The sequence below is a fragment of the Streptomyces sp. NBC_00659 genome, from assembly GCF_036226925.1.
GTDB lineage: Bacteria > Actinomycetota > Actinomycetes > Streptomycetales > Streptomycetaceae > Streptomyces.
This window is the reverse complement of record NZ_CP109031.1, coordinates 7,870,017-7,894,660: the sequence shown is the minus strand read 5'-3', so window position 1 is coordinate 7,894,660 and position 24,644 is coordinate 7,870,017. Positions and strand designations below refer to the sequence as shown.

Annotated in this window: 22 protein-coding genes and 5 pseudogenes; 8 read left to right on the top strand and 19 right to left on the bottom strand. The window is 68.0% G+C overall.

Going from position 1 to position 24,644, the window contains the following annotated elements:
• Nucleotides 1-328: 328 nt before the first annotated feature.
• Nucleotides 329-478: a hypothetical protein gene (locus OG410_RS34520; protein ID WP_328446015.1), complete on the bottom strand. Its 150-nt coding sequence runs from the start codon at nucleotides 476-478 to the stop codon at nucleotides 329-331.
• Between the two features lie 475 nt (nucleotides 479-953).
• On the opposite strand from OG410_RS34520, the pseudogene OG410_RS34515 reads away from it, so the two are divergent.
• Nucleotides 954-1,280, top strand: a pseudogene (locus tag OG410_RS34515) (helix-turn-helix domain-containing protein); the annotation flags it as partial.
• Nucleotides 1,281-1,722: 442 nt separating this feature from the next.
• On the opposite strand, the gene OG410_RS34510 reads toward OG410_RS34515, so the two are convergent.
• Together OG410_RS34510 and OG410_RS34505 are read right to left on the bottom strand one after the other, a co-directional pair.
• Nucleotides 1,723-2,115, bottom strand: a complete 393-nt coding sequence (locus OG410_RS34510; protein ID WP_329302673.1) for an ANTAR domain-containing protein — start codon at nucleotides 2,113-2,115, stop codon at nucleotides 1,723-1,725.
• Nucleotides 2,075-3,661, bottom strand: coding sequence for a hypothetical protein (locus OG410_RS34505; protein ID WP_329302672.1), 1,587 nt, complete (start codon nucleotides 3,659-3,661; stop codon nucleotides 2,075-2,077). The genes OG410_RS34510 and OG410_RS34505 overlap by 41 nt, the downstream gene beginning before the upstream one ends.
• Nucleotides 3,662-4,356: 695 nt before the next feature.
• Here OG410_RS34505 and OG410_RS42695 point away from each other — a divergent pair.
• Nucleotides 4,357-4,548: pseudogene (locus OG410_RS42695) on the top strand (hypothetical protein); the annotation flags it as partial.
• A gap of 44 nt (nucleotides 4,549-4,592) precedes the next feature.
• Here OG410_RS42695 and OG410_RS42690 read toward each other — a convergent pair.
• Nucleotides 4,593-4,811, bottom strand: a complete 219-nt coding sequence (locus OG410_RS42690) for a hypothetical protein (RefSeq protein ID WP_328446021.1) — start codon at nucleotides 4,809-4,811, stop codon at nucleotides 4,593-4,595.
• A gap of 36 nt (nucleotides 4,812-4,847) precedes the next feature.
• Here OG410_RS42690 and OG410_RS34495 point away from each other — a divergent pair.
• Nucleotides 4,848-5,008 (top strand): annotated as a pseudogene (locus OG410_RS34495) (ZIP family zinc transporter); the annotation flags it as partial.
• A gap of 181 nt (nucleotides 5,009-5,189) precedes the next feature.
• Here OG410_RS34495 and OG410_RS34490 read toward each other — a convergent pair.
• Nucleotides 5,190-5,459, bottom strand: a complete 270-nt coding sequence (locus OG410_RS34490; RefSeq protein WP_329302670.1) for a VOC family protein — start codon at nucleotides 5,457-5,459, stop codon at nucleotides 5,190-5,192.
• Between the two features lie 713 nt (nucleotides 5,460-6,172).
• On the opposite strand from OG410_RS34490, the gene OG410_RS34485 reads away from it, so the two are divergent.
• Nucleotides 6,173-6,442, top strand: coding sequence for a GlsB/YeaQ/YmgE family stress response membrane protein (locus OG410_RS34485; protein ID WP_328446023.1), 270 nt, complete (start codon nucleotides 6,173-6,175; stop codon nucleotides 6,440-6,442).
• Nucleotides 6,443-6,619: 177 nt separating this feature from the next.
• On the opposite strand, the pseudogene OG410_RS34480 reads toward OG410_RS34485, so the two are convergent.
• Both OG410_RS34480 and OG410_RS34475 read right to left on the bottom strand, forming a co-directional pair.
• A pseudogene (locus OG410_RS34480) lies at nucleotides 6,620-6,736 on the bottom strand (alpha/beta fold hydrolase); the annotation flags it as partial.
• A gap of 333 nt (nucleotides 6,737-7,069) precedes the next feature.
• Entirely contained in the window at nucleotides 7,070-7,324 is a 255-nt protein-coding gene (locus OG410_RS34475) for a DUF6479 family protein (protein WP_328446025.1), read from the bottom strand.
• Nucleotides 7,325-7,908: 584 nt separating this feature from the next.
• Between OG410_RS34475 and OG410_RS34470 the strand changes: the two genes are divergently transcribed.
• Nucleotides 7,909-9,447, top strand: coding sequence for a CYTH and CHAD domain-containing protein (locus tag OG410_RS34470; RefSeq protein ID WP_329302669.1), 1,539 nt, complete (start codon nucleotides 7,909-7,911; stop codon nucleotides 9,445-9,447).
• 39 nt (nucleotides 9,448-9,486) lie between these two features.
• Here the strand turns inward: OG410_RS34470 and OG410_RS34465 are convergent, their stop codons facing one another.
• The 8 genes and pseudogenes from OG410_RS34465 to OG410_RS34425 all read right to left on the bottom strand — a co-directional run bounded on the left by OG410_RS34465 (nucleotide 9,487) and on the right by OG410_RS34425 (nucleotide 17,339).
• Nucleotides 9,487-10,152, bottom strand: coding sequence for an endonuclease (locus tag OG410_RS34465; protein ID WP_329304348.1), 666 nt, complete (start codon nucleotides 10,150-10,152; stop codon nucleotides 9,487-9,489).
• Between the two features lie 299 nt (nucleotides 10,153-10,451).
• A complete protein-coding gene (locus tag OG410_RS34460; protein ID WP_329302668.1) occupies nucleotides 10,452-11,627 on the bottom strand; it encodes a glutathione-independent formaldehyde dehydrogenase in 1,176 nt (391 codons plus the stop codon).
• Between the two features lie 725 nt (nucleotides 11,628-12,352).
• Complete coding sequence (locus OG410_RS34455) at nucleotides 12,353-12,610, bottom strand: hypothetical protein (RefSeq protein ID WP_329302667.1); 258 nt, start codon at nucleotides 12,608-12,610, stop codon at nucleotides 12,353-12,355.
• Nucleotides 12,607-14,433: a thiamine pyrophosphate-requiring protein gene (locus OG410_RS34450; protein ID WP_329302666.1), complete on the bottom strand. Its 1,827-nt coding sequence runs from the start codon at nucleotides 14,431-14,433 to the stop codon at nucleotides 12,607-12,609. Before OG410_RS34450 ends, OG410_RS34455 begins: the two co-directional genes overlap by 4 nt.
• Nucleotides 14,430-15,278 (bottom strand): annotated as a pseudogene (locus OG410_RS34445) ((Fe-S)-binding protein); the annotation flags it as partial. The pseudogene OG410_RS34445 and the gene OG410_RS34450, both read right to left, overlap by 4 nt.
• A gap of 289 nt (nucleotides 15,279-15,567) precedes the next feature.
• Nucleotides 15,568-15,834, bottom strand: coding sequence for a hypothetical protein (locus OG410_RS34435; RefSeq protein ID WP_329302665.1), 267 nt, complete (start codon nucleotides 15,832-15,834; stop codon nucleotides 15,568-15,570).
• 479 nt (nucleotides 15,835-16,313) lie between these two features.
• Nucleotides 16,314-16,490, bottom strand: a complete 177-nt coding sequence (locus OG410_RS34430) for a CsbD family protein (protein WP_261710061.1) — start codon at nucleotides 16,488-16,490, stop codon at nucleotides 16,314-16,316.
• A 204-nt stretch (nucleotides 16,491-16,694) separates the two neighbouring features.
• On the bottom strand, nucleotides 16,695-17,339 hold the full coding sequence (locus tag OG410_RS34425; protein ID WP_329302664.1) for a type III effector protein: 645 nt from the start codon (nucleotides 17,337-17,339) through the stop codon (nucleotides 16,695-16,697).
• Nucleotides 17,340-17,470: 131 nt separating this feature from the next.
• On the opposite strand from OG410_RS34425, the gene OG410_RS34420 reads away from it, so the two are divergent.
• From OG410_RS34420 to OG410_RS34410, 3 genes are all read left to right on the top strand, one after another.
• Complete coding sequence (locus OG410_RS34420) at nucleotides 17,471-17,902, top strand: Hsp20/alpha crystallin family protein (RefSeq protein ID WP_329302663.1); 432 nt, start codon at nucleotides 17,471-17,473, stop codon at nucleotides 17,900-17,902.
• A gap of 200 nt (nucleotides 17,903-18,102) precedes the next feature.
• Entirely contained in the window at nucleotides 18,103-18,522 is a 420-nt protein-coding gene (locus OG410_RS34415; protein ID WP_329302662.1) for a DUF2267 domain-containing protein, read from the top strand.
• Nucleotides 18,523-18,933: 411 nt separating this feature from the next.
• Nucleotides 18,934-20,538, top strand: coding sequence for a phospholipase D family protein (locus OG410_RS34410; protein ID WP_328446041.1), 1,605 nt, complete (start codon nucleotides 18,934-18,936; stop codon nucleotides 20,536-20,538).
• Nucleotides 20,539-21,362: 824 nt separating this feature from the next.
• Here OG410_RS34410 and OG410_RS34405 read toward each other — a convergent pair.
• The 4 genes from OG410_RS34405 to OG410_RS34390 all read right to left on the bottom strand — a co-directional run bounded on the left by OG410_RS34405 (nucleotide 21,363) and on the right by OG410_RS34390 (nucleotide 24,434).
• Complete coding sequence (locus OG410_RS34405; protein ID WP_329302661.1) at nucleotides 21,363-21,716, bottom strand: STAS domain-containing protein; 354 nt, start codon at nucleotides 21,714-21,716, stop codon at nucleotides 21,363-21,365.
• Nucleotides 21,713-22,993 (bottom strand): PP2C family protein-serine/threonine phosphatase, encoded by a 1,281-nt coding sequence (locus OG410_RS34400; RefSeq protein WP_329302660.1) that lies wholly within the window; start codon nucleotides 22,991-22,993, stop codon nucleotides 21,713-21,715. Before OG410_RS34400 ends, OG410_RS34405 begins: the two co-directional genes overlap by 4 nt.
• Nucleotides 22,990-23,793: an alpha/beta fold hydrolase gene (locus OG410_RS34395; RefSeq protein ID WP_329304346.1), complete on the bottom strand. Its 804-nt coding sequence runs from the start codon at nucleotides 23,791-23,793 to the stop codon at nucleotides 22,990-22,992. The genes OG410_RS34400 and OG410_RS34395 overlap by 4 nt, the downstream gene beginning before the upstream one ends.
• A gap of 437 nt (nucleotides 23,794-24,230) precedes the next feature.
• Nucleotides 24,231-24,434 (bottom strand): cold-shock protein, encoded by a 204-nt coding sequence (locus OG410_RS34390; RefSeq protein ID WP_329302659.1) that lies wholly within the window; start codon nucleotides 24,432-24,434, stop codon nucleotides 24,231-24,233.
• Nucleotides 24,435-24,644: the final 210 nt, after the last annotated feature.

Here is a 24,644-nt window from a genome sequence, read left to right as displayed (position 1 = left end):
TCGGTCCTAGCCGCGGGCGGGCGACTGTGCCGGGCGGGAACGGCGAGGACGGCGCTATACGAGGCCAGCGCTGGTCCGTGCAGCGCGGCTCCCACTGTCGCGATGGCGCCGACGCGGGGCAGCCTCCCCGTGACGGCGCCGAGGGCGGCCGCACCGGCAGCGGGTCGTACGCGCTGAGCAGTGGGTCGGATCCGGTCAGCCGGCCATAGACGGGCCGTTCGCCGACCCACGTGCGCACACCCATCACCTGTCCTTTTCGCGTAGCTGGAATCCGCGGGCGCGCCTCCCAGCGTGACGTGTCTCGGCCCCCGCGGCGCGCGGAGATGCGTCAGGCGGACGGTTCGTCGGGCACGGGATGCTCCGGATGCGGACTGCCGGACTGCGGGGCACCCCTCCGCCCGGTGCCGGCCTCGTCCGTAGCGGGAACCTCCGGATCCAGGCCCTCCAGCTCGGCCCGCTCGACGAAGGTCGACTGCATCTCCCCGCCCACTACGTCCCAAGGGGCCTCATCGGCTGCGGCCTGTTGATCGGGCAGGTCCCTCGGTATCGGCTTCGGTGTCGGCCCTCCGCCTTTCCCAGGGCCTTCCGGGCGGCGATCGTTCACGGCGTTCTCGCTTCCTCGCGTCCTCACTTGACGCGCGAGTACCCCTCCGGCCGACGTTGATTCCGGGGGTCGCCGTGCGACTCCCGTGGCTGGTCAGCGGTGGCGGAGGACGTTACCCGCGTTGCCGTCGCGTTGGTTTGGGCGTTTGTTCGAGCTGGCGGAGGGGTGGCCGCGATGTCGATGGGTTCGAGTTCGGGGCCGAATGACCCGCCAACCCCTGCAAGGTCGGAAGGCTTGTCGTCGTGTTCACTCTGCCAAGTTCTCGGGTCGGCAGATCGTGTGCAGTTCCTTCGGGGCCCTGGTGCCGTACAACACCAGGGCTCCTCGACGCGTTCCACGAAGAGGTGCAATGACAGCAGACGACGCGTTCGGCCGACTCGACGATGACGACTACCCCGCCCGCATACACGATGGGCCGGGCCGCTGAACTCCTGGCACCACCCGGGGCTTCCTCCGCGCCCTCGGCGACGCCCGCCTGATCACCCCGCTGCGCTCCGCGAGCGGCCACCGCCGCTACTCCCGCTACCAACTGCGCATCGCCGCCCGCGCCCGGGAACTCGTCGACAACGGCACCCCGATCGAAGCCGCCTGCCGCATCGTCGTCCTCGAAGACCAACTCGAAGAAGCCCAGCGCATCAACGACGAACACCGCCGCGCCGCCGAAGCAACGAAGCCGACGGAGCGCCCGTCAGGGCGCCGGGAGCCGACGGCAAGAAGCCGCGTCGGAACCCCTCCGTGGGTACTCCGGCCTTCAGGCCGGGGAGGAAACGGACTCCTGCGGAGCAGGGCACATTGGGCTGGGATTCACCGTCAGGGTGAGCATTCAAGTACCGCTTCCATCCGCCCGATACGCACTACTCTCGATGCCAGCCCCGCATCGCGTAGTTCGCCTCCAGGGACTGGTCTGCTGCGGCAGGAAGGCTGGTGTCCGCCGGTCGCTGCGGGTGCAACTGGACTTGATCGGGCACTGGCCGCAGTTCTCCATTTCGTTCTTCAACCGCCTGCTGGTCATCTGACGCAGCGCCGCACCGCAGCTGGGTTCCTGCTTCACCGCGCTGCGCGGGCACAGGTTCGGACAGCGGTCGGCCGGCGCGCCTACGTCCGGTGTTCCAGGGTGCTCAGTCGGTCGCTGGACCGGCCGGCTGGGCAGTGCGGCGCTGGGCCCGGATCGCTTCCTCCAGGGCGATGCGGATACCAAGGTTGAGTTCGCCGCAGGACACCCAGGCGGTGAGGAGTCCGGCGATGCGGAGCAGCGTGACGCCAGTGCGCTGGGAGACTTCCGTCAGTACGGTCCGCGCCTGGTCGGCGGGCAGGCGTCCGAGTGCCATCACAATGCCCACTGCCTGCTCTCTTACCGTGTTCGCGCCGGGGTTTTGCGGCATGCTCGGTCGCTCTTGCGGCGCCCCCGCCTCCTGTGTGGTGGCTGCGGTGCGCGGGATGGTCGTGGTGGTCGACTGCTCGGAGTCCGGGTCACCCTTTCGGTCGTGGCCGGAGGCCAACAGCTCCCGCATCCGACTCGCCTCCTCGTTGATCTGGGCCGATAGCCGGGCTCCTGCCGTGCGCTGAGCGGATCGCCCGAGCATGGCGAGAACGGCTGCCAGGGTTCGCTGTGTGGGGGATCTGCATGGCCGGAGGAAATCGCAGCAGGCGGGGTGATCCCCTGCTCGGCGTGCGCCTCCGGTCCGAAGCACTGATTCGCGTATGCCCCGCCGTCACGTCAGCAAACATCGGCCGCCAGAGGGCCCACGGCGTCTCTGGGTTCCCCTGGCGGGCTCGGGATCCAAGGCCAAGTTCGTTCAACACGCTTAACTGACAGAGAAGTTGCTCGTGCTTCATCAGGGGCGGCAATCGGCCGGTTCGGGGCCCTGCGACTCTCAGTGGCAAGCCAGGGCCGCCCTCGCCGGATAAGCGTTGCTCCGCAGCGTCAGCAGCGGCCAGGACGCCCAGGGTCGCGAGGACAACCACGACGACCAGGAGCACAAGGGCCACGGAGGCGGGCGTGGGGTAGTGCCACAGGACGAGGGCCAGGGCGCCGGCCGCGATGACGACGACCGTGGTCAGGGGCCTGTGCCTGCGCAGCCACTGTCCGACGGCACCTGGCTTCAGTCCCGTTTGGGCGAGGGCGTGTCCGGCAGTCCGGGTGCTTCGGACGGCGGCTGTGCGCACGGCGGCTGCACCGCGGCCATGTCCGTACAGATACCCGGCGATCACGGTGAGCAGGGCGGTGAGGAGCACGGTGAGAATGGTTTGCCGGAGGAACCTCACCAGGGTGTCGTAGAGGGCTGCTGCTGCGTCCTGCGACTGGGCTGCCGGAGGCACCGCGTCCAGACAGATCTGGCGGATCACGGCGAGTGCGATGAGCAGCACGCACATCATGGCGCCGATACCGATGCCTGCGGCCATCAGCGCAAGCCGGTGTGAGGGCGCCGCCCAGATGCCCAGCCCGGCGAGCACAACCACCGCCCAGGGCAACCACGGGGCGACGACGCTGAGCCAGCGGGCAGCATCACGGGCCTCACTCAGATGGTCGTTGTGCACCAGCACGATCGACTTGTCCGCCCCGGGAATGTCTTCCGCCCCGACAAGGGTCACGCCGATCAGCTGCTTCTGAAGTTCCTCGATGACAGCGCCGACGTTCAGCGTGATGGTGTCGCCCTTGACCTCGAGCGCTCCGCCTGCCTCCCCTGTGAGGACGTTCGTCGCGGCGGTGTGCGCGCCGCGGTGGATGCTGTTCCACGCCTTGGCAAATGCATCGCTCGTCACCACTTTGGCGACTGTGTAGCGCACGCCGGCCCTCAGCCCGCCCTTGAGCTCTTCATCCAGCGACCTGGCCGCGTCGACCAGGAAACGGGGCGCATTCTGGTCGGCCAGAGTGTCAGCGAGGGTGTCGGTGATCTTGCGAACGTCAATCTTGTGGACCAGACCATCGGTAGCACGCTCGATGATCAGGTCCTGGACAGCGGGGTCTCGGGCGAGGGGTGAGACCGTCTGCTCATACCGATCTATGTCGGTGACCTCGGAATTTACCCAGGTGGCGACGACGCTGATGGGCGCCATCAGAACAGCCAAGAGGAGGAGCAGGGACGCTCCGCAAAGGCGCAGGCGACGGCTTCGCACCCCCAGAGGGCGCTGCAGCCGCTCGTCCTCCGCTCGTTCGACATGGCCCGAAGGGCCGTGCAGCTTGTGCCTGCCATGCTCTGGCGGGCCAGGGGCGGCAGACGAGTCCACGGCGAACTCCCTCCGCGCGCAGTCCTCGGCGCACCACGGCGGTATGCGCCCTGAGGAGCGGATACCGCAACCGGCCAGCCCCTGTAACCTCCATCGTCGTTCATCGACCACAAGCACGCAGCCTGTCCAGGAGCTCCCCGCACCTTCGCCCCCTGGTCATGGCCCGGCTGCCGAACACTGCCCCATCGGCTTCCCGAAGATCGGAGCGCGCAAGTTCCAGCCCTCGCCGCCCCGCACTGGCGGACGGCGCCCGGCCCTTCGAGCCGCAGGCACCGGGCAGAACAGCGACGGCCGGACACAGCCCGGAGACACTGACTTGGTCGCTCCCGACTGAAAAGCCCAGGCCGGGGCACTCGCTCTAGACGGCGCCAATGGGCGTCGCTCACCCGAGAGAAAGAGAAACCCGTGTACATAGGCCTGGGTACCGTCGTTCTCATCATCGTCATCATCGCTGTCGTCATGCTGCTGCGCCGCCGGTGACCCACGCTCGGCACCTGTACGCGATCTCAGACGACATCCGCCGCCTGCGGACAGGGCACTCTGCAGTGCTGGTGGAGTTGAGCGTGGCCGCAAGGGTCGCGGTCACTCAAGTCGCGGCCCGGTATGCGGTGTCGAGGCAGTCGATGCACTCCTGGGTACGCAAGTACGAGCAGTCGGGTCTTGCGGGGGCTGCGGCGTCGTCGGCGTCGGTTTCGGTTGCGCAACCACCCTCCTGCTCGAGGACCGGCTCGCCGAGTACATCAAGACCGCCTGACGTCACTTACGACGGATCGGGACCCCACCGGTCCGGCCCGACGCCGTGCCAGTCGATGACCGGAGACTCGATCACCTCGGCCGGCTCCATTTCCAGCCCCACCCGGCGCAGGAACTCCACCAGGTCCCGCACCGAGTACGCCAGCCCGAGGATCTCCCCATCCACCCGGACCCGCCGGCCCCCGGTCGGGGACGGCGGAGAGACGACCACACGAAACCCAGGCATGAGCTCATGATCAGCCAGCCTCCCGGCCGCCGCATCTCACCCGCCGTGATCGCCGCGGTGACCGCGGTGGCGGCCGGGGCGATCCTCCCCTGATCGCCGACACGATGGTCCCCGAAGCGTTTGACGACGCCCATCCGGCCATCGGACTGATCACGGTCAGCGGCTTCCTCGTCTCCTTCGCCCTCTCCCACGCCTGACCCCTGGGTGGGGAGCGGGAGAAGCACACCGCGGTGCTCTGCTGCCGCCTGATATCGGTCCGGCAAGGCAGACAGTGCCGGACGTACTCGGGCGGAGCGAGCGGCCGGACCGACCAGTGCCCGGCAGTCCGCCGGCTGAGGTCTCGGTTGCGTGTCGCTGACCCGGTGCAAGCCCTGGCATTCAGGCACCCGGAGTGAAGAGGCAGAACGGATGGCCGTACGGGTCCCGAAGAACCCGCACCTCCTTCTGCGGCTGGTATTCCTGCAGCGTCGCACCCAGAGCGTCGCCGATCAGCGCCGCCAGAGTGCTTTCCCCTTCGGTCCGTGGAGCAGTGTCCGCCCTCAGGGCCAGCACACCGTCCTCCAACGAGTGCGGCAGCATGAGGCTTCCAGTGCCCTCCGGCCGCCGCGGATCGTCCATCCGTACGAATACCCGGCTCAGGATGCGCAAGGCCCTGTTCTCTGCCCCGACCCGCGCACCCCGGCGCTGTCCGCTCCCTGAAAAAAGGGCGGCTCCCCCAGCACACGTGGCCGAACCGAGGGAACCTACAGTCGGCCAGTCCCTTAAAGGTGAAGGCCACCTGACCGGCCTGCGCCCTGAGTGCCCCTTCTTCACAAGCGAAAACAGCAGGGCCTGAAAAATCCTGGCCTACCAGCGATATGCAACCGGGTGTGCACCCGACGCCCGGGGATACCTGCCGCTCATGAAACTGATAGCGGATGTCCGCAAAGCAGATCGGCGGCTGACACAGCGGCCGGCCGTGTCCCGCCCGGCATCGGCCGGCTGCTGTCCGCGGTGAACTCGTGGCGGCTGCGGGCGGTCGCCGACCTCCCAGCCCGCCCGGCCTCCCTCACAGACACCGGAAGCCAAGTCCACGAAGACGCACTTCAGCAGTACAGGCCAGTAGACGGCGAAACTCCTCACGGCGGCCCTGGAAGAGCAGGCCGGGATACTCCTGCGCTCTGTGCCGCAGATCCGGCCCTTGAACCGGACATGCGACGGACGCCCGACTGCCAACTCCTGGTGCTCACCGTTGGCTTACGGATTCACGGAACCTCGTCTCCAAGGTTTCGCGAACCCGCCCGCCGGGTTTGAAATCGCCGACGCGGAACACACGGTTCTCCTGACAGAGACTTTATTCCACCAGCTAGGAGACACACATCATGGGCATCATCGCCTGGATACTCATCGGTCTGCTCGCCGGCATCATCGCCAAGGCGCTCATGCCCGGCAAGGACCCGGGCGGCATCATCATCACGATGCTCATCGGCATCGCGGGAGGCCTCCTCGGCGGCTGGCTCGGCAAGGTCATCTTCGGCGTCGACTCCATCGACGGCTTCTTCGACCTCTCCACCTGGATCGCCGCCATCGTCGGCTCCCTCATCCTCCTGGCCCTGTACCGGGTCATCACCGGAAACCGCCGCCACGCCTGACCCCGCCTCCGCTCCCCGGCGAAACCGCTCCGTCCTCCCATTCACGGGAGGACGGAGCCGCCCCTTTTGGTCAGAAACCTAGCGGTCTGATCCGGGCCACAGCCCGTCCCGGCGTCGTCACCCATTGGACTAACCGGCCTGAGCAAACCTCTACCGCCGGATTTAACGAACTACCGGTAGCAGGGGCATCACCAGCCGCCACATGTTCTGGTCGCAGCCGAACCCCTGCGCCAACAGCACAACCGGTCCATCAGCACGGCCAGTGACGGAGACGTTGTTCCGACGGATATCCATACCGCCAGTTTCCCATCACCCTCATGAGCCTCAACAGCAGCCGATCCCGATCGCCGGTCAAAGCAACTGCCTGGGACGGGTCTCGACCACATCCGCCAGCACAGTCCGGAAGTTCATCGCTCTCGTCCAGCACGCCGGCATCCCGGCAGCGTCGGATTGCCCGGGCTTCTCTCGCCTCAGGCGGGCGCTGCTGGAAGACGGCCGCTGTGACGGCGGATGCGGGTGCTCCCGTCAGGGTTGGCCGTACGGAAATCTGCCGGGCCAGTTCGGCGCACATCACGGAAGAGGGGCGGGGGAGGACTACTGGACTGTGCGGCACGGCGTGAATTGCCGTCAGCGGTGGGGATGCCCCTGCTCCGGGTCGTCGTCGGGAGTGCTCCAGCCGTCGCCGCGGCGTGCGGGGTCCACGAGGTCACGACGCGCTTGTGCGGCCTGGGATGGATTGATTGAACGGCGCCGGGCAGAACGCCGGGTACCGATGAAAAACGCGACGACCAGGATGACGACGACAGTGATGCCCGCCGCCATCAGCCACAGTGCGCCGCTATAGGAAGCGGCAGCCAGCACGGTCTCCTTTCCGGTGTCCATGGACGCCGGGTACCCCCTCGACGCCAAAATCCCCGCCGTCCTCACGCCAGGCGGCGGATGTTTCTACGAGACCGGGCCTTTTACGGCACGGCAGAAATGTCCCCGCTGAGGAACATCAGGCGTCGACGGCCGTCCGCGCTGCCCCACACGCATCATCTGGCGGGCGCTCAGCCTGTTCTGCAGCGCAGCGGCATGAACATGCCGCAAGCCTACGAAGGTCGACAGGCGTGGTGCAGTCAAGAGGCACGAACACCGTAGTACAGGTGTCACATAAGGAGCCTCACAAATGTCCTGAGCAGCGCAACGACGACAGTCCTCTACGGCAGACCCAGGCGGACCGTGGGCCGTCAATCTCGCCGTGGCCCGCCGGTACCCCACCCGCGAAGGCCATCTCCACGGTACGAATCGCCTCGCCGGCATCGGCTCGGTGCGCGTCCTCGGGGCTCCTGGACCACAGCGCCTTCACCTGGCTGCCGGAACGCTACGGATCTCCGTCCGCCTCCGATCCACCACGCGCACAAAGGTGAAACCGCGAAGTGGCGTACGTCGAGTTTGAGACCACGGAATGTGTCAACGCGATCTGTATGGTCCATTCGACACGAGAGACAGAACGCAAATATGCGGCGCCGCCGGGAAACGACATCTCATGGCTGCCCGAGCTGACGGAAGTGGACCGGGTCACCTCGCTCGCAGAACATGCGACGCAGGAGCTGGATGCCGTCTACTACGACACCGAGGACCTGCGACTGGCACGCACCAGGGCGTCCCTGCGGCGCCGAAGGGGCGGCACCGACGCCGGCTGGCACCTGAAGCTGCCCCTGGAGGGAGACACCCGGGAGGAGATCCGGCTCCCCCTGTCATCAGAAGAGGTCCCGGAGGACCTGCGGGCCCTGGCTCTCTCGCGCACCCGCGGCGCAGAGCTGCGGCCGGTCATGCGGATCCGCTCCACCCGATCCCTGCGCCATCTTCTCGACGCCGGGGGCGACGCCCTGGCCGAGCTGAGTACGGATGCGGTGCGCGCCGACTCGCTGCTGGACGAGGACGCGCACACGAAGTGGACGGAGATGGAGGTCGAACTCGCCGACGACGGTGATCCTGCGCTCCTGGACGCCATCGAAAAGGTACTCCGGAAGAACGGTGTCGACCGCGCGCAGGGCCCCTCGAAAGTCGTCCGTGCCCTGTCCGCGACGACGCCCCTCCTCGAAGGCACGGAGGATGCGCGCGCCGGGGCCGCCCCAGGGCCGGCCGGCGATCACGTGCTCACGTACGTTCGCCGGTTGGTGGACGCCCTCACTGACCTCGACCCCGCTGTGCGTCGCGACCTGCCCGACGCCGTGCACCGGATGCGCACCACGGCCCGCCGTCTGCGCAGTTGCCTGCGCTCCTACCGATCCGTCCTCGACCGTGAGGTCACCGATCCCGTTCGGCAGGATCTGAGGTGGCTCGGCGCCGAGCTCGGTGTGGAGCGCGACCATGAGGTGCTCCGGGAGCGGCTGGCCTCCGGCGTGCGGGAACTTCCCGGTGAACTGGTCCTGGGCCCGGTTGGCGCACGGCTGCAGGCCTGGGACGCGGCGCGGCAGGCCGAGGGCCGTCGACGCACCCTGGACGCGCTCGCCGCGCCCCGCTACCTGAACCTGCTTGAGCAGTTGAACAGGTTGGCCGAGGCGCCGCCGCTGCGCGCGAAGGCGGCTGGAAAACCGGAGAAGGTCCTGGTCAAGGCGCTTGGGAAGGAGTACGGGCGACTTGGTCAGCGAATGGACCGTGCGCTCGAAACGCCGTCCGGACCGGAACGTGATGCCCGGATCCACCACGCCCGCAAGGCCGCCAAGAGGCTTCGCTATGCCGCGGAGGCGGCCCGCCCCGCCCTGGGCAAGCCTGTTCGACGCCTCGGCAAGCGCGTCAAGGTCGTACAGCAGGTGAGCGGTGCCCAGCACGACAGTGTCGTGGCCCGTGACACCCTGCGCGGTCTTGCGATCGCCGCGCACGCGGCGGGGGAACCCGGCTTCACCTGGGGCCTGCTGCACGGTCAGGAGAGGACCGCGGCGGGGGTTCGGGAACGGCAGCTCCCCGAGGCGTGGGCTCGTGCCCGGGCGGCAGCCCGGCGCAAGGGTCTCGGCCTCTGATCGCGCACCGATGCGCGGCGAGAGCCGGCCATCCACCCGTCATGCTCGGTCCGCGGCGGCGAGCACCGCGGCGGCCATGGGGTTGTCGAGGGCCGCGTGTACCAGGCCGTCCGCCGGAAAAGGCACCTCGCGACGGGTCACGAGGCCGGCCAGCTTCTCCGGCGCGGCGGGGAGTCCGAGCCGTCGGGCGCCGTCCAGGGCCTTGCGATCCACGTACGGGTGGAACTCCGGCCAGATGGCCTGTACTCCGCGGAGGAAGATGTCGGTCCCCGTCGGACCGATGCCCGGAAAGCGCTGCAGGGCTTTGGTGGGGTCGGACTCCTCGCGCAGCCGCCGCAGATCACCGTCGTACTGGTCGAGCAGCAGTTCCGCTCCCTCACCGAGCATGGTGGAGGTGCGCTCGTCATAGCGCCGGTATCCGCCTTTGCCGAGCGCGTCGACACGTTCCTGCCAGGTCGCCCGCGCCATCGACCGGCTGTCGCGCATCCCGGCTTCGAACAGTGCTCTGGCTGCCGAGACCGCGATGTCCGCCTTGATACGGGCACTGAGCAAATTCGCCAGCACGAGCATCCGGTAGAGCGAAGCCGGGGTGTCACGCAACCGGATTCCGGCCTGCGCCGCGTAGGTCCTTTCTTGCCGCTTTAGTAGAGCGCTCACCACTTTCGTGTCGTTTTTCCTGTCGCTGGCGCGGGCATTGCGTTGCATGGACGTCTCACGGCGCGTCGTGGCCACGCTGATCACCGCCTCCGCGAATTTCTGGTACTTCTGTGCGGCCTGTCGTGAGAAGCGGCTGGCTGGTTGCGGGGCGTGCGGGTGCCCGTCGGGGTCCGTTCGATGTGGCCTCGCATGCTCGGGCGTGGGCCTTCGGGGAGATCGCCCGATCCGGGCTCACGGTCGAGGAAACGCGGCTCGCGGCTGGAGCCCCCCGCTCGCGCCGCGCACGACATCGGCCGGCGCTGGGCCGGCCTCCCCAGGCGGGGCGGGACGGTGGCCCTTCGGATTCCTTATCGGTTGTGGCCGTTCCCGTGTCCGTTCGGGTGCAGGACGACCTTGATCCAGCCCTCGTCACGGGCGTCGAAGTGCTCGTAGGCGGCGGGGGCCTCGTCCAGACGGAGTTCGTGGGAGACCACGAAGCTCGGCGTTGCCTTCCCACCGGCGATCAGATCCCGCAGCGCCCGGTTGTACCTCTTCACGGGCGCCTGCCCGGTGCCCATGTGCTGGCCCTTGAACCACATCATGCCGAAGTCGATCGGGACCTTGCCCCGCGCCTCCAACTCCCCCTGGGCCTCCGCGCCGCCGGGGTCCTCGGGCAGGAACACGCCCACCACGCCGATATGGCCCGTGAACCTGACCGAGTCGATCAGTGCGTTGAGCGTGAGGCTGGCGTCCTCATGTCCCTCGGGGTCGTGTGCCTGGTAGCCGACGCACTCACAGCCGTTGTCGGCCCCCAGGCCGAGGGTGGCCTCCTTGACGACCTCCGCCGGATTCTGCTCGGCGGTGTTGATCGCGATGGCCCCGATCTCCTCGGCCTTGCGCAGCCGGTCGGGCTGGTGGTCAGCTACCCACACGCGGCCGGCGCCCTTGAGGAGGGCGGAGTAGGCCGCCATCAGCCCGACGGGACCGGCCCCGAAGACGATCGTCTGGTCGCCCGGTTTGACGTGGGCCATCTCAGTGGCGTGATAGCCGGTGGGGAAGATGTCGGCGAGCATCACATAGTCGGTCTGCCGCTCGGCGGCGTCCTCACCCAGACGCAGCGCGTTGAAGTCGCCGTAGGGCACGCGCAGCAGTTCCGCCTGGCCTCCCTGGTAGGGGCCCATTTCGGCGAATCCGTAGGCGGCTCCGGCGAGGGCCGGTTCCGGCTGCATGGTCAGGCAGTAGCTGGTCAGACCCTGCTCGCACTGCTTGCAGAAGCCGCAGGCGATGTTGAAGGGCAGGACCACATATTCGCCGACCTGGACCTTGCGGACGGCCGGGCCGACCTCCACGACCTGACCCATGTTCTCGTGTCCCAGGGTGCGGCCGGCCTCGAACGAGGTGCGGCCCTCGTACATGTGCAGGTCCGAACCGCAGATGTTGGTGGTGGTGATCTTGACGATGATGTCGCAAGGATGCTCGATCTTCGCGTCCGGTACGTCCTTCACCGTGACCGTTCGCGGACCTTCATATACCGCTGCTTTCATGATGCTTCCTTAGGCGCCGCGGCATGACCGCAGCACTGCGGTGATGGAGAGGATGCGAAGCCTGACGCCTGCGGTTGATACGACGGGGCCCGTGGCTCCGGTCTCTGAAAGCCGTTCACCGGCTCGGTAACGCCCGGACCACCAGGCGGAGGCTCGGTGCTCCGGCGGCGTACCGTCCGAGTCCCCGCCTGCCCCCACGCAAAACAGCCGCGCACCGACGGATCAGCGGAATCTTCGGACTTGCCGATCACCCGCCGTCGTCGTGGCCGGGCCCGTGATCGGCAAGTCCGCGCCGCCCGGTTCTGTGGATCGCCCCGGTGCCGCTCCTGGTCTGCGAGCGACCGCGACTCGTCACCACGACGGCCTCTACGCGTCATCGGCGGGTGCTCCATCACCCTGCGCTGATGCTCAAGATCACAGCCGGCCTGCCCGGCCCTCGGTGGGCGAGGCCGGGCCGCCGGGAGTCGGGGTGGTGCGGTGGGCCGGGCCGGTGGATCCCTTGGCCGTTCAGGGCAGCGGTGTTCCACCTGTGGCGTTGACGATTTCCGCGGTGATGTAGCTGGCGTGTCGATCGGACCGAACGCCTCCTCGGCGGTCACGGCCGCGACCCGGGCGGGGTCGGCCATGTCGGTGGGCACGGCGAGGGCACGGCCTCCCCTTTCCTCGACATCGGCAGCCCCGGCGGGGACATCCCAGACACACCGGCCGGTCACGACGTCGGCGAGTTACCGCTCGACGACCTGGGCGGCCGCCGCCGCGCCGTAGGTGTATCCGAGTCCTGTGGCGCCGCCGCTGACCTGGACCACGATCATCGTGGTCGAGTCCCAGGCCAGCGTGCCGTCCCCCTCCGGGGTGTAGGTGGGGACGGTGTACACGGCGGTCTCGACCCGGTCCACGAACGGTTCGCCGTCGACGGCGGTGTGCAGCAACTCACCGTCTCCAGCGGCGCCCAAGGGGTGGTCGGCGGCGCGCGGGGTCATCATTCCTCCGGCTTGTCCTGGCGCTGCTTGCCGCCGGGGAGCATTTCCTGCACCTTCGCCTTCAGCCCCTGCCGGATCATGCCGGTCCGGTCGCTGTCGCCCTTGATGACGGCGGAGGCCGCGGCCTCGATCTGGTCGAGGCCGGCGTGCGGCGGGATCGGCGGTACGGCGGGGTCGGTGCGGAAGTCGATGACGAACGGCCGGTCGGCGCCGAGTGCCCGCTGCCAGGCGTCCTCCACGTCTCCCGGCTTCTCCACCCGTAGCCCGCCGAGGCCGATCGAGCGGGCGAAGTCGGCGTACGGCACGTCCGGGAGCGACTGCGAGGGCAGGAACTGCGGGGCGCCGGACATGGCGCGCATCTCCCAGGTGACCTGGTTGAGGTCCTGGTTGTTGAGGACGGCGATGATCAGCCGCGGGTCCTGCCACTCGGGCCAGTACTTGGCGGCGGTGATGAGTTCGGCCATGCCGTTCATCTGCATGGCTCCGTCGCCCACGATCGCCAGCGCCGGACGCTCGGGATGGGCGAACTTCGCGCCGATGACGTACGGCACCCCCGGCCCCATGGTCGCGAGCGTGCCGGACAGGGAACCACGCATGGCGCCGCGCATCCGCAGGTGCCGTGCGTACCAGTTGGCGGCGGAGCCGGAGTCGGCGGCCAGGATCACGTCGTCCGGCAGGAGTGCGTCGAGCGCGTGCACCACGTACTCGGGGTTGATGGGGTCCGCGTCCACGGCCGCACGCCGCTCCATGACCTCCCACCAGCGGGCCGTGTCCTTCTCGATCTTCTTGCGCCACTTGCCGTGCTGCTTCCGCTTCAGCTGCGGCAGCAGGGCCTTGAGCGTCTGCTTCGCGTCACCGACGAGGTTGACCTCGAAGGGGTAGCGCAGCCCGATCATGAACGGGTCGATGTCGATCTGCACGGCACGGGCCTGGCCGAACTCGGGCAGGAACTGCGTGTACGGGAAGCTGGAGCCGATGACGAGCAGGGTGTCGCAGTCCCGCATCAACTCGTAGGAAGGACGGGTGCCGAGCAGCCCGATCGATCCGGTCACATACGGCAGATCGTCCGGCAGCGCGTCCTTGCCGAGCAGTGCCTTGGCCACCCCGGCACCGAGCACGTCGGCGATCTCCTCCACCTCGGCCCTGGCACTGCGCGCGCCCTGACCGATCAGGATCGCGACCTTCTCGCTCGCGTCCAGCACCTCTACGGCGCGGGCGAGGTCCGACGTGGCCGGGACCGGCGCGGAGTGCGTCAGTCCGAGGCTGGACGGCACCATCTTGAAGGCGTGGGTCGGCTCCGAGTAGGGCAACTCCTGTACGTCGGCGGGGATGATCACTGCTGTCACGGTGCGCTTGGCGTATGCGGTGCGCATGGCCCGGTCGATGGCGTTGGGCAGTTGCTCGGGGACGGTCACCATCTCGCAGTACTCGGAAGCGACGTCCTTGTAGAGGCTCAGCAGGTCGACCTCCTGCTGGTAACTTCCGCCCATGGCACTGCGGTTGGTCTGTCCGACGATGGCGACGACCGGAACGTGGTCGAGCTTCGCGTCGTAGAGACCGTTGAGGAGATGGATCGCCCCGGGGCCCGAAGTCGCCGCGCAGACACCGACTTTGCCAGAGAACTTGGCGTAGCCGACGACCTCGAGCGCGGACATCTCCTCGTGCCGCGACTGGACGAACTTCGGCTTGTTGTCGGATCGGCCCCAGGCCGCGAGGAGGCCGTTGATGCCGTCGCCGGCGTAGGCGAAGACGTGGTCGACGTCCCAATCGCGGAGCCGCCGGAAAACGTAGTCGGACACCTTGATGGACACAGGATTTCCTCTCATCGCGCTGATGGCCGGCTGCGGAACCAGCAGGTCGCGGCCGCTGCCGCTCCAAGGGCGGAGGCTGCGGCGCCCGCGGCCAGCAGGCGGCCGTCACGGGCAGAGCCCTCGGGCCGGTCGGCGAGCTTCTCGGGGTGGTCGGCGGGCAGGTGTTGTCCGTCCATGGCAAGTGCGAGTGCCTCGGCCAGATGTAGGGCGCGCCTGCCGGTGTCGTCCTGTTCGATCTGGGTACGGCAGCTGAAGCCGTCCGCGAGGACCAGTGCGCCGGGGGCGGTGTCCCGTACGGCGGGCAGCACCCCTTGCTCCGCCACCGTCATGGACAGGTCGTCATGGCCCTGTTCGAAGCCGAAGTTGCCGGCCAGACCGCAGCAGCCGGCGTCCAGGACGCTCGCGTCGATCCCGGCGCGCCGCATCAGTTCACGGTCGGCGTCGTCCTTCGTCACCGCGTGCTGGTGGCAGTGGGTCTGCACCGTGGCCGCCCGGGTGAGGGGCGGGGGCTGCCAGCCTTCGGGTGCGTGGTTGAGTAGTTGCTCGGCGAACGTCCTGAACCGCGCGTCCAGGCGCCGCACATCCTGGTCGTCGGGCATCAACTCGGGGGCATCGGCGCGAAAGACGGCCGTGCAGGACGGTTCAAGCCCGACGACGGGTGTGCCAGCCTCCAGCCATGGCCCCATGACGTCGAGCATGCGACGCAACACCCTCTCAGCGGTGCCGCGTTGACCGGTGGAGATCCAGGTGAGGCCGCAGCACACGGCGCGGATCGGAATGGTGATGTGGAATCCGGCGTCCTCCAGGACCCGGACCGCGGACTTCCCGACGTTGGGGTGGAAGGAGTTGCTGAACGTGTCCTACGGTCGCTGAGGGTGTCGGCCAGCGCGCTCATGCCTCGGTCGGCTGCGGCGCTTATAGCCTTGCGGCCCGCTTCCAGCACTTCCCCGCGCAACTGCTCCTGCAACTCGGCGACCTGCCGAACCTCCCCCAACCTGCGCATTCCCTCGGCGGCGAGCTGGACGGTGACCGTTTCGAGACGAACTCGACCCCGATCAGCACAAAGTGGTCCGCTCGCAGGCATGCCGCTTCCCTGCGTGGGTGTTCGACCGAACGCCGTTCACCCCGGGCAGTTGGGCGCCCCGCGAGTCAGCTGACGCTCTGATGCGCCAACAACTCGCTGGCGATGGCGTCCTCTTGCTGCTCGTACTGGGCGAGTGCCAGGCCAAGCCCGAAGAAGGTGGGGGCCCATTCGCCGATGTAGATTCCCCAGCGGTCGGCCCGGGCGATGTCGACGCCGGGTTCTATCTTCAAGGAGCCTGCCCAGGCGACGACGGTGAGGCCTATGGACGCCATGGCGGCCAGGTACGCATGTTCGCTGCGGATACCCATGTCATGCATCTTCTTGATGATCACGATGCGCTCCGTTCACTAGTCCTTTGACGGACTACCCGGACCACCTCGCCCTATTCACACCATTAGTCATAAATGTTCACTTGCGCGTGAGTCGGCACACTGCGAGCTCGTCGCGACGCTCTCACAACTCGATAACCGGCAGTTCGACCGACCTCGTCCAAGCCCACCCGGTACACCCATGACCAGCGAACGGTCCGGACGCCGCCCCAGGCTGGGAGCGGGCTGCCGGAAGGCGCACCAAATCGGGCCTTCCGTCCGGTCGGGTGTCGGCGGTCCACCCGACTCGGCGAGCTCCAGCCCCGAAGGGCTGCCCGCCCGCTACGCGCGCGTCTTCACGCCAAGGCCTCCGACTTCTCAGGCCGGGCGGGGACTCCGCAGGCCGACAGTGTCACCACGCAGCGCCCGGATGCCGGACCGGCTCCGGTGAAAGGGCCCGCCCTCCGAGAGGGCGGGCCCTTTCACCGGAGCCGGTCCGTGCTTCAGCGCTTGCCGTGCTTGCCGCGCATGGAGTCCTTGGCGTCGTCCAGGGCTTCCTTCGCCTCGCCCTCCGCCTGGTCCATCTTTCCCTCGGCTTTCATCCGGTCGTTGCCGGTGGCCTTACCGACCGTTTCCTTCATCTTGCCTTTGGCCTTGTCCATGCCGCCCTTGCCAGCCATGCCCTGCTCCTTGCATAGGAAAATCAGTGACAGTGACAAACTAGAACGGAAATACGCATATCGCTCGGCAGGCGTTGCGATCACAGCCGACTGCGCGGATCCGCCCCCGCCGTCTTATGGCGGCGGGTCCGGGACCAGCTTGTGCCTACCGGCCGAGGCGCCGGATCCACCGCTGCGAGACGTCCAGAGGGACACCCAACGCGGTCACGACTCGAGGGACGAGCGTTGTCGCTGTTCGTTCTCGCGCGTTTCGTGTGTGTGGCGGCCTATGTCGGTGACGCGGTCGGCCAGGGCCGGGTGATCGGCGCGCAGGTGTGGGCCTGCATCGGAGAGGGGGCCAAGGAGTTGGGCCGGGTCGCTGTCGCCGAGGGCGGCGTGGAGAGCGGTGATGGCGCTCGTCGCGGTGTCGGGTAGGTCTGTCAGGGCGGTGATGGTCCCGGCGAGCTGGCGGAGTGCGGCGGCGTGGTCGTGGGCCCAGGCAGCTACGGAACGGTCTGCGGCGCGCCGGCCGCGGGTGGCCTGCACCCGCTGTTCCTTGGTGGTGCCCGCTTCACCGGGGCGCACGCGCAGGTAGCGGCGTTCGGCGGCCTGGCGGCTGGAGACGCCGAGCGGATGGGCCAGATCGGCCCAGCTCGCGCCCGCCTGCCGCGCCGCTTCGATCAGTCCCGGCTCCCAGCCGGCCAGCTGCTCACGAACCTGCCGCAGGAGGAGCAGCGCGGCGAGGGCGCCCTGGGGATCGTCGGGGGTGGCGGTCCTTGCGGACTGTGCGGTCTGCAAGGCCTGCGCGAGGGCCTCGAGCGCCGTGGCCGGCACCGCGAACGAGTCCGGCGCCGGAAGTTTGTCGCTCACTCTCCCCTCCCCTTCACCATCGTCATCCCCTGGATGACGTTTCACTTGTCGTCGCTTGGATGACATGCTACAACGGAGTCAGGTGAAGCGCATTGGCAGCAACTGCCTGAACTCATCTGGAGGTGTCTACCGTGTTGATGCGCACCGACCCGTTCCGCGAACTCGACCGCCTGGCCCAACATCTGATGGGTCCGGGAACGTGGTCCCGCCCCTCCGCCATGCCGATGGACGCCTACCGAGACGGCGACCAGTACGTCATCGCTTTCGACCTGCCGGGCATCGACCCCGACGCGCTCGACATCGACGTCGAGCGGAACATGCTCACCGTGAAGGCGGAGCGACGCCCCCTGCCGCGGTCCGAGAGCACCCAGACGGAACTGTCCGAACGGCCTCTGGGTGTCTTCTCCCGCCAGGTCGTCCTGGCCGACACCCTGGACACCGAGCGCATCGCCGCGGACTACGAGGCAGGCGTCCTGACGCTGCGCATCCCGATCGACGAGCGAGCCAGGCCCCGCAAGATCAGCGTCCGCAGCACCGGCGACCGCAAGGAACTCGACAGCTGATCTGCCGGTCGCCCGTCCGCCGCCGGGGCCCAGGCGGTTCACCCACCATCCCGCCTGGGCCCCGGCGGCACCGGCCCCCTCACTCCACGCAGGACAACCGACGCCCGCGAAGAACAGGGTTCACACGGAACAGCCGCTCTCCCGCAGAAGGCGGTTACGCAAGGAAAGCCGAAGCCCTCATGACTCTTCCCTCTCCCCCCATGCCCCCTCCCCCAACAGCAACCGTCACCTTCGACCAGCTGCTGGAAAAGGTGCGCTACGACGGCGCCTACCCCACCCGCCGCCACGCAGAAGGCGTCGTACGCCGAGTACTCGAAGCCCTCGGCCGCCAGTTGACAGGCACCGAGCGGATGGAACTCGCCGCTCGCCTCCCTCAGGAAGCGGCCTGCCACTTCTCCTCGCAGCCCACCACGAGCAGTCCGCTGACCGGGTGGGGCTTCGTGAAGGACCTCGCTGAGCGAACCGGCAGCACCCCGGCGACGACCCGTTGGGACACCGGATCGGTCCTCGGCGCCGTGGGTCGCATCGCCGGTGACGACCTGTCCGCCCGGATCATCGGACAGCTCCCCGACGGCTACGCCCTGCTGTTCGGACGGGCCCAGCTCATCCGGGCCGCCTGACCGCCCGGTGCCGGTGCCGGCACCCAGAACGCAGCGCACATGTCCGCGGTGCGCCGCGTCGTGACCGCAGTTGCCACTGTTCGGCCGCAGGGGGGAGCACTTCGAACCCCAGACATGCACTCTCTTGGTCGCTGTGCCGCCGCGGGCTGATGACGTAGCCCCTCTGTTCATCCGTCGCGAAAGCGGAGCCGGCACCGGCAGCGCAAATCCCGGCAGCCGACGGGCTGCCGGGATCAGAAGTGCTCAGCGCTTAGAGGCAATGCCGTTGCGTTACGGGTCTGGGTCGGGTGGGTCCGCTGGTTGCTGGGTCTTCGCAGGGCCGGCGGAGCAGGAATCGCGTGGTCACGCGGTCATGGGGTAACGGATCTATCAGGAGATCCCGGAAGGGCCGTTGACTGGAAGGACTGTCACGTGGAACGCGCCGACTGGCTGCTCACCTCGGCTCAGCGGGGGAATCCTGCGTCGCGGGTGGACCGCCGTCATGCCGACGGTGCGGCGTGGTCCACGGGCAACGACGTCCGCCCCCTGGTGCACGGGGCGGTGTACTTCGCCGAGCTGCTCGCGGCCGTGCGGGCGCAGCGGGCCGGCGACATGTTGATGTTCACGGACTGGCGGGGTGACCCTGACGAGCTGCTGGACGGTCCGGAGAGCGCTATCGGCGATGTGTTGTGCGACGCCGCACGCCGCGGTGTCGTCGTCAAGGGGCTGGTGTGGCGCTCACACCTGGATCGGTTCCAGTTCAGCGAACAGGAGAACTACCACCTGGGGGAGGAGATCGAGGAGGCGGGAGGCGAGTGCCTGCTCGACATGCGGGTGCGGCCGGGCGGCTCGCACCATCAAAAGTTCGTGGTGCTGCGCCACCCGGGTCGGCCCGAGCGGGACGTCGCCTTCGTCGGCGGGATCGATCTGTGCCACAGCCGTCGGGACGACGCCGCTCATCAGGGTGACCCGCTGGCGCAACCCATCGCCGACGCCTACGGTTCCCGTCCGCCCTGGCACGACATCCAGCTGGCGGTGCGCGGGCCCGCCGTCGGCGATGTCGAGGCCACGTTCCGTGAGCGGTGGACGGACCCGGCTCCGCTCAGTCGCAGCCCGCGCAGCCGGCTGCGGGCGGCACTCCGGGACGAGGACACGCGGGCGGATCCGCTCCCGGTGCAGCAACCCGACCCGGGCCCGCGCGGTTCCCACACGGTCCAGATCTTGCGCACCTACCCGAACCGCCTCAGGGGCTATCCGTTCGCTCCCGACGGTGAACGCAGCATCGCCCGCGCCTACACGAAGTCCCTGCGGCGGGCACGCCGGCTGATCTACCTAGAGGACCAGTACTTGTGGTCGGAGAGTGCCGTCCAGCCATTCGCCCAGGCTCTCGCGGATCATCCGGGACTGCGGATGATCGCCGTCCTGCCGCCACTGCCGGACCAGGAGGGGCGGATCAGCACACCGATGAACCTGCTGGGCCGGATCCGCGCCCTGGAAGTCCTGCGACGGGCCGGCGGCGACCGGGTGGCCGTCTACAGCCTGGAGAATCACGCCGGGACACCCGTGTACGTCCATGCCAAGGTCTGTGTCATCGACGATGCCTGGGCCTCGGTCGGGTCCGACAACGTCAACCGGCGCTCCTGGACGCACGATTCGGAACTCAGCTGCGCTGTCCTCGACGAGACCCGTGACTCCCGTGAACCGATGGACCCCGGCGGCCTGGGTGACGGCGCCCGCGTCTTCGCGCGCGAGCTGCGGTTGTCGTTGAATCTCGAACACCTTGACCGCGACGGGGACGGGGAAGCGGCTGCACTCTGCGAACCGGGCCACGCCTTTGCGGCCTACGCCGACTCGGCCGCCGCTCTGGACGCGTGGCACGACGACGGCCGCCACGGTCCGCGACCGTCGGGACGGCTGCGCACCTACCACCCGCCGCGCCTGTCCCGCATCACGCGCGCCCTGACCGACCCGCTCTACCGGGTCATCGCCGATCCCGACGGCCGACCGCGCTCCCTGCGTCGGCACGGTGCCTACTGACGGTGTCCCGGACGGGTGAGGTGATCCCAATGCCGCGAGGGCAAGTCCACGTTCTTGCTGGTACTGCCGTTCGAACTCGGCAGGTGAAAGGTAGTTGAGAGGACGCTTTCTCCTGTTGTTTCATCCCGGATTGCCTGGTTGGGGTTGGTTCAGGTGCCGCGCCAGCTCGGGGTGGATTCCGCGGTCAGGCGTCGTGCCATCGACGCCTGAGCCACAGCACGGCAGCACGGTCCCCGGTTCCGGTCCCTGGGGTATCGAGGTCTGGCACGGGAGTCAGCAGCCGCCTCGGGAGGCCGGTGTGGCAACACACTCCACATGATGAGGTCATCGGGAAGATATCGCCGAAGCCCACCCTGCGAGAACCAGCAGGTCAGACATGGTTTATGGGCACCGAGGAGCCGCTTCCATTCGTCCGGAGTGTCAAACGAGCGTCACGTCCGCGACGGGTCGGTTTCCGCTCGACTGGTGTCTACGGCAACTCCGCACCCCAAAGGCAGAAGGAAGCGACAGATGCGCGGAAGCACCGGTCGGTCATTACTTTCCGGCTGCGGCGGAAGGGGGTCATGCAGCCGGTCAGTCGACAGGCGGCTCAGACAGGCGTAGCCGGTGTGTTCGGAAGTGTCCTCGCGCCGTGGCATCCCACAGACTGTCTCGAGAATGACAATACGGACTCGGAGGGTTCACGTCTTGGTGGGAACCCTCGGGGCGCATGGGGCTCCTTTGCCTGTGCCCAGGGGAGCGGAGAGGTCTCCGCAATGGGCGGTGATCGGGGTTGCTCCATTTTTACGGGCGCGATTCAGTCCCTGGCGGCGCGGTCCTGTTGATCAACGGGCTGTGGAACTGGGGTTGGTGGCTGTTGATGTGTCTGGGTGGATGGTGAAGACCCGGTCGAGACCGATGATGGACAGGATGCGGGCGGTGTTGGCGGGGACCGCGGCCAGGGCCATGCCGCCGCCCAGTTCGGTGGCCAGGTTGCGGGCGGCCAACAGAGTGGTGATTCCGCTGGAGTCGCAGAATTCCAGGCCGGCCAGATCCAGGACCAGCAGTTGGCCGCCGGTCAGGGTGAGACTGTCGAGGGTCTTGCGGAGATCTGGGGCGCTCTCGTAGTCGAGGTCACCGGTGATCTCCAGTACGGGACCGGTGGCGGCGTCTCGGGAGGTGATCGTCAGCGGGCTCATCTCAGGTCTTCACTCGCGGGGGTGGGCAGCGGGGCGGGCACGCCGAGGGCGAGCAGCGCGGTGTCGTCGTCGAGGCCGTCACCGAACCCGGTGAGGAGCCCGGTCAGGGCGGTGATCAGGGCCTGCGGTCCCGCAGCGGGCTGGGCGGTGGTGAAGGCGCGCAGGGCGTCCTCGCCGTACAGCTCGCGATCGGGCCCGGTGCGGGCCTCGGTCAGGCCGTCGGTGTAGAGCAGCAGGGTGTCGCCGGGAAAGAGCTGGGTGCGCGCGGTTTCGAACTGTGCGCCGGGCAGGACGCCGACGAGCATGCCGCCGGGGGTGGGCAGATAGTCCGCGGTGCCATCCGCGTGCTGGATCAGTGCGGAGGGGTGGCCGCCGGAGGCCAGGTGCACGCTGACGTGGTCGTCGGCGGGGTTGAGGACGCCGAATATGGCGGTGCAGTAGCGGGTGTCGCCGCTGGTGTACCGCTCGTGCAGCACGGTGTTCAGGGTGCTCAGGACGGTGACGGGGTCGGGGTCGTGCAGGGCGGCGGCCCGCAGTGTGTAGCGGGTCAGTGAGGTGACCGCGGCGGCCTGGGGGCCTTTGCCGCAGACGTCGCCGAGGAAGAACGCCCACCGGTCCGTGTCGAGGGGGAACAGGTCGTAGAAGTCTCCGCCGAGCAGGTCCGGGGAGGCGGTGTGGTAGTAGGAGGCGGCTTCCAGGCCCGGGACCTTGGGCAGTTCGGCGGGCAGCAGGTTCTGCTGGAGGACGGCGAGGGCTTCCTGGAGCCGTTCGCGGTCGGCCTCCGCCTGCCGGCGTGCTTCCTCCGCCGCCTGGCGGCCGCGCAGCAGCTCGGTCTCGTAGGCGCGGCGGTCGCGGGCGTCGAAGACGGTGGTGCGGATCAGCAGCGGCTCGCCGTCGTCGCTGGTCTTCACCTTCGATGTGACCAGCACCGGCATCCGCTGTTTTCCGGCGGCTTTGATGTCCAGGGCGATACCGCTGACCTCGCCCTTCATCTGCAACAACGGGGCGAAGTGCGTCTCGTGGTAGAGCTTCCCGCCCACTGTGAGCAGATCGGCGAACCGCATCCGGCCCACCACCTCGGTCCCGGACAGGCCGAGCCAGTCAAGCAACGTGGTGTTGATCTTCGCGATGGTGCCGTCCATCAGTGTCGACAGGTAGCCGCACGGCGCCTGCTCGTACAGCTCCTCGGCACTGTCCTCCAGCAGCGAGATGAACGCCGCGTCCGTGGCACCCACGTCCGGCTCCTCACCCGGGTCATGGCCGGTGCGGCACATCATCCGGCAGCACCGATGAAGTCGGTTATCGCTTGAGCGGTGGCCTGCGGTGCGCTCAGCTGCGGGCAGTGCCCCGTCGCTTCCAGCGTGACCAGGCGGCTGCCCGGGATCGCGTCGTTGACGAAGGCACCGACCTCGCGGGGGGCGATCACGTCCTGCCTGCATTCCAGCACCAGCGTCGGCATCGCGACCGTCTTGAGGTCGGCGCGGCTGTCGGACAGGAACGTCGTGCGCGCGAAGACCCGGGCCATGTCCGGGTCGGTCGCGCAGAACGAGGTGGTCAGCTCCTGGCCGAGTTCCGGCCGGTCCGCGTTCCCCATGATCACTGGAGCCATCGCAGCGGACCAACCCAGATAGTTCGACTCCAGCGAATCCAGCAGCTCATCGATGTCGTCCGCGCTGAAACCGCCCCGGTACCCGTCCTCGTCGATGTAGCGGGGCGAGGGAGCCACCATCACCAGATGGGAGAACCGCTGCGGCGCCTTCGCCGCCGCGAGCACCCCGACCATGGCACTGACCGAATGCCCCACGAAGATCACATCCCTCAGGTCCAACTCCTCACAGACCTCCAGCACATCAAGGGCATAGCCCTCCAACGAGCTGTAGCGACGCTCGCTCCAGGCCGAAGGGTCCGAGCGGCCGGAGCCCACGTAGTCGAACAGCACCACCCGGAAGTCCACGGCCAGCATGGGGACCACCAGACGCCACATGTTCTGGTCACAGCCGAACCCGTGCGCCAGCAGGAGCACCGGCCCGTCCGCACGGCCGGTGACGGTGACGTTGTTCCTGCGACGAATATCCATGCTCATCAGTTTCCCATTACTCGGGGCGAGCGAGCCGAAGCGACTGCCCCGGCCCGAACCTGCGCCGGAGCCAATAGCGGGGGCGCCGGTCCGGCTGCGAGAGGAGTGGTCGTCCGTAGGTGCAGGATTCATTCCGAACCTTCCTTGATAGGCGCGTATCAAGGAATTCCCGCAGCGCAAGAACAGTGTGGGAACAACAAGAACGGGCCGAATGGAATGCGAAAGAAAATCTGGCCTGCAGTGAATCTGGTACATATGCAGGCGATGAAAAAAGTGGCATCATATGGACGCAAAATCCAGGGCTTCAGACGGGTGCAGCTTTGGGGACCCATCGCCCGCAGGCATTATCCAAGGACGCGGGCACTACGGTAAATGCCCGCAGCGGGGTGCGCGCACCCCGAAAGGTGCGGGCCCCCGCTGCAGAGTGCGCGTCGGCGTCAGACGGGAACGATGTTCTCAGCCGTCGGGCCCTTCTGGCTCGGCGCGATGTCGAAGGTGACCTTCTGACCTTCGAGCAATTCACGGAAGCCCTGGGAGGCGATGTTCGAGAAGTGGGCGAACACGTCGGCGCCTCCGTCGTCCTGTTCGATGAATCCGAAACCCTTCGCCGCGTTGAACCACTTCACGGTGCCAGACGCCATGTCATATCTCCTTTGGGCAGTACGCCGGGACCCGCAATGTGCGGATACCGGGTCGCCGCGATGACACCCTCCCGGAATGACCGGAAATACAAAAACGCTCCACCGGCTGAAAGTACCGTTGGAGGCGCTTGAAATTTGGGAACCAAGACTGCAACTGAGATCGACAGTAGCATGCCATACTGGCCTGTGTGTGCTACAGAATTCCATTCT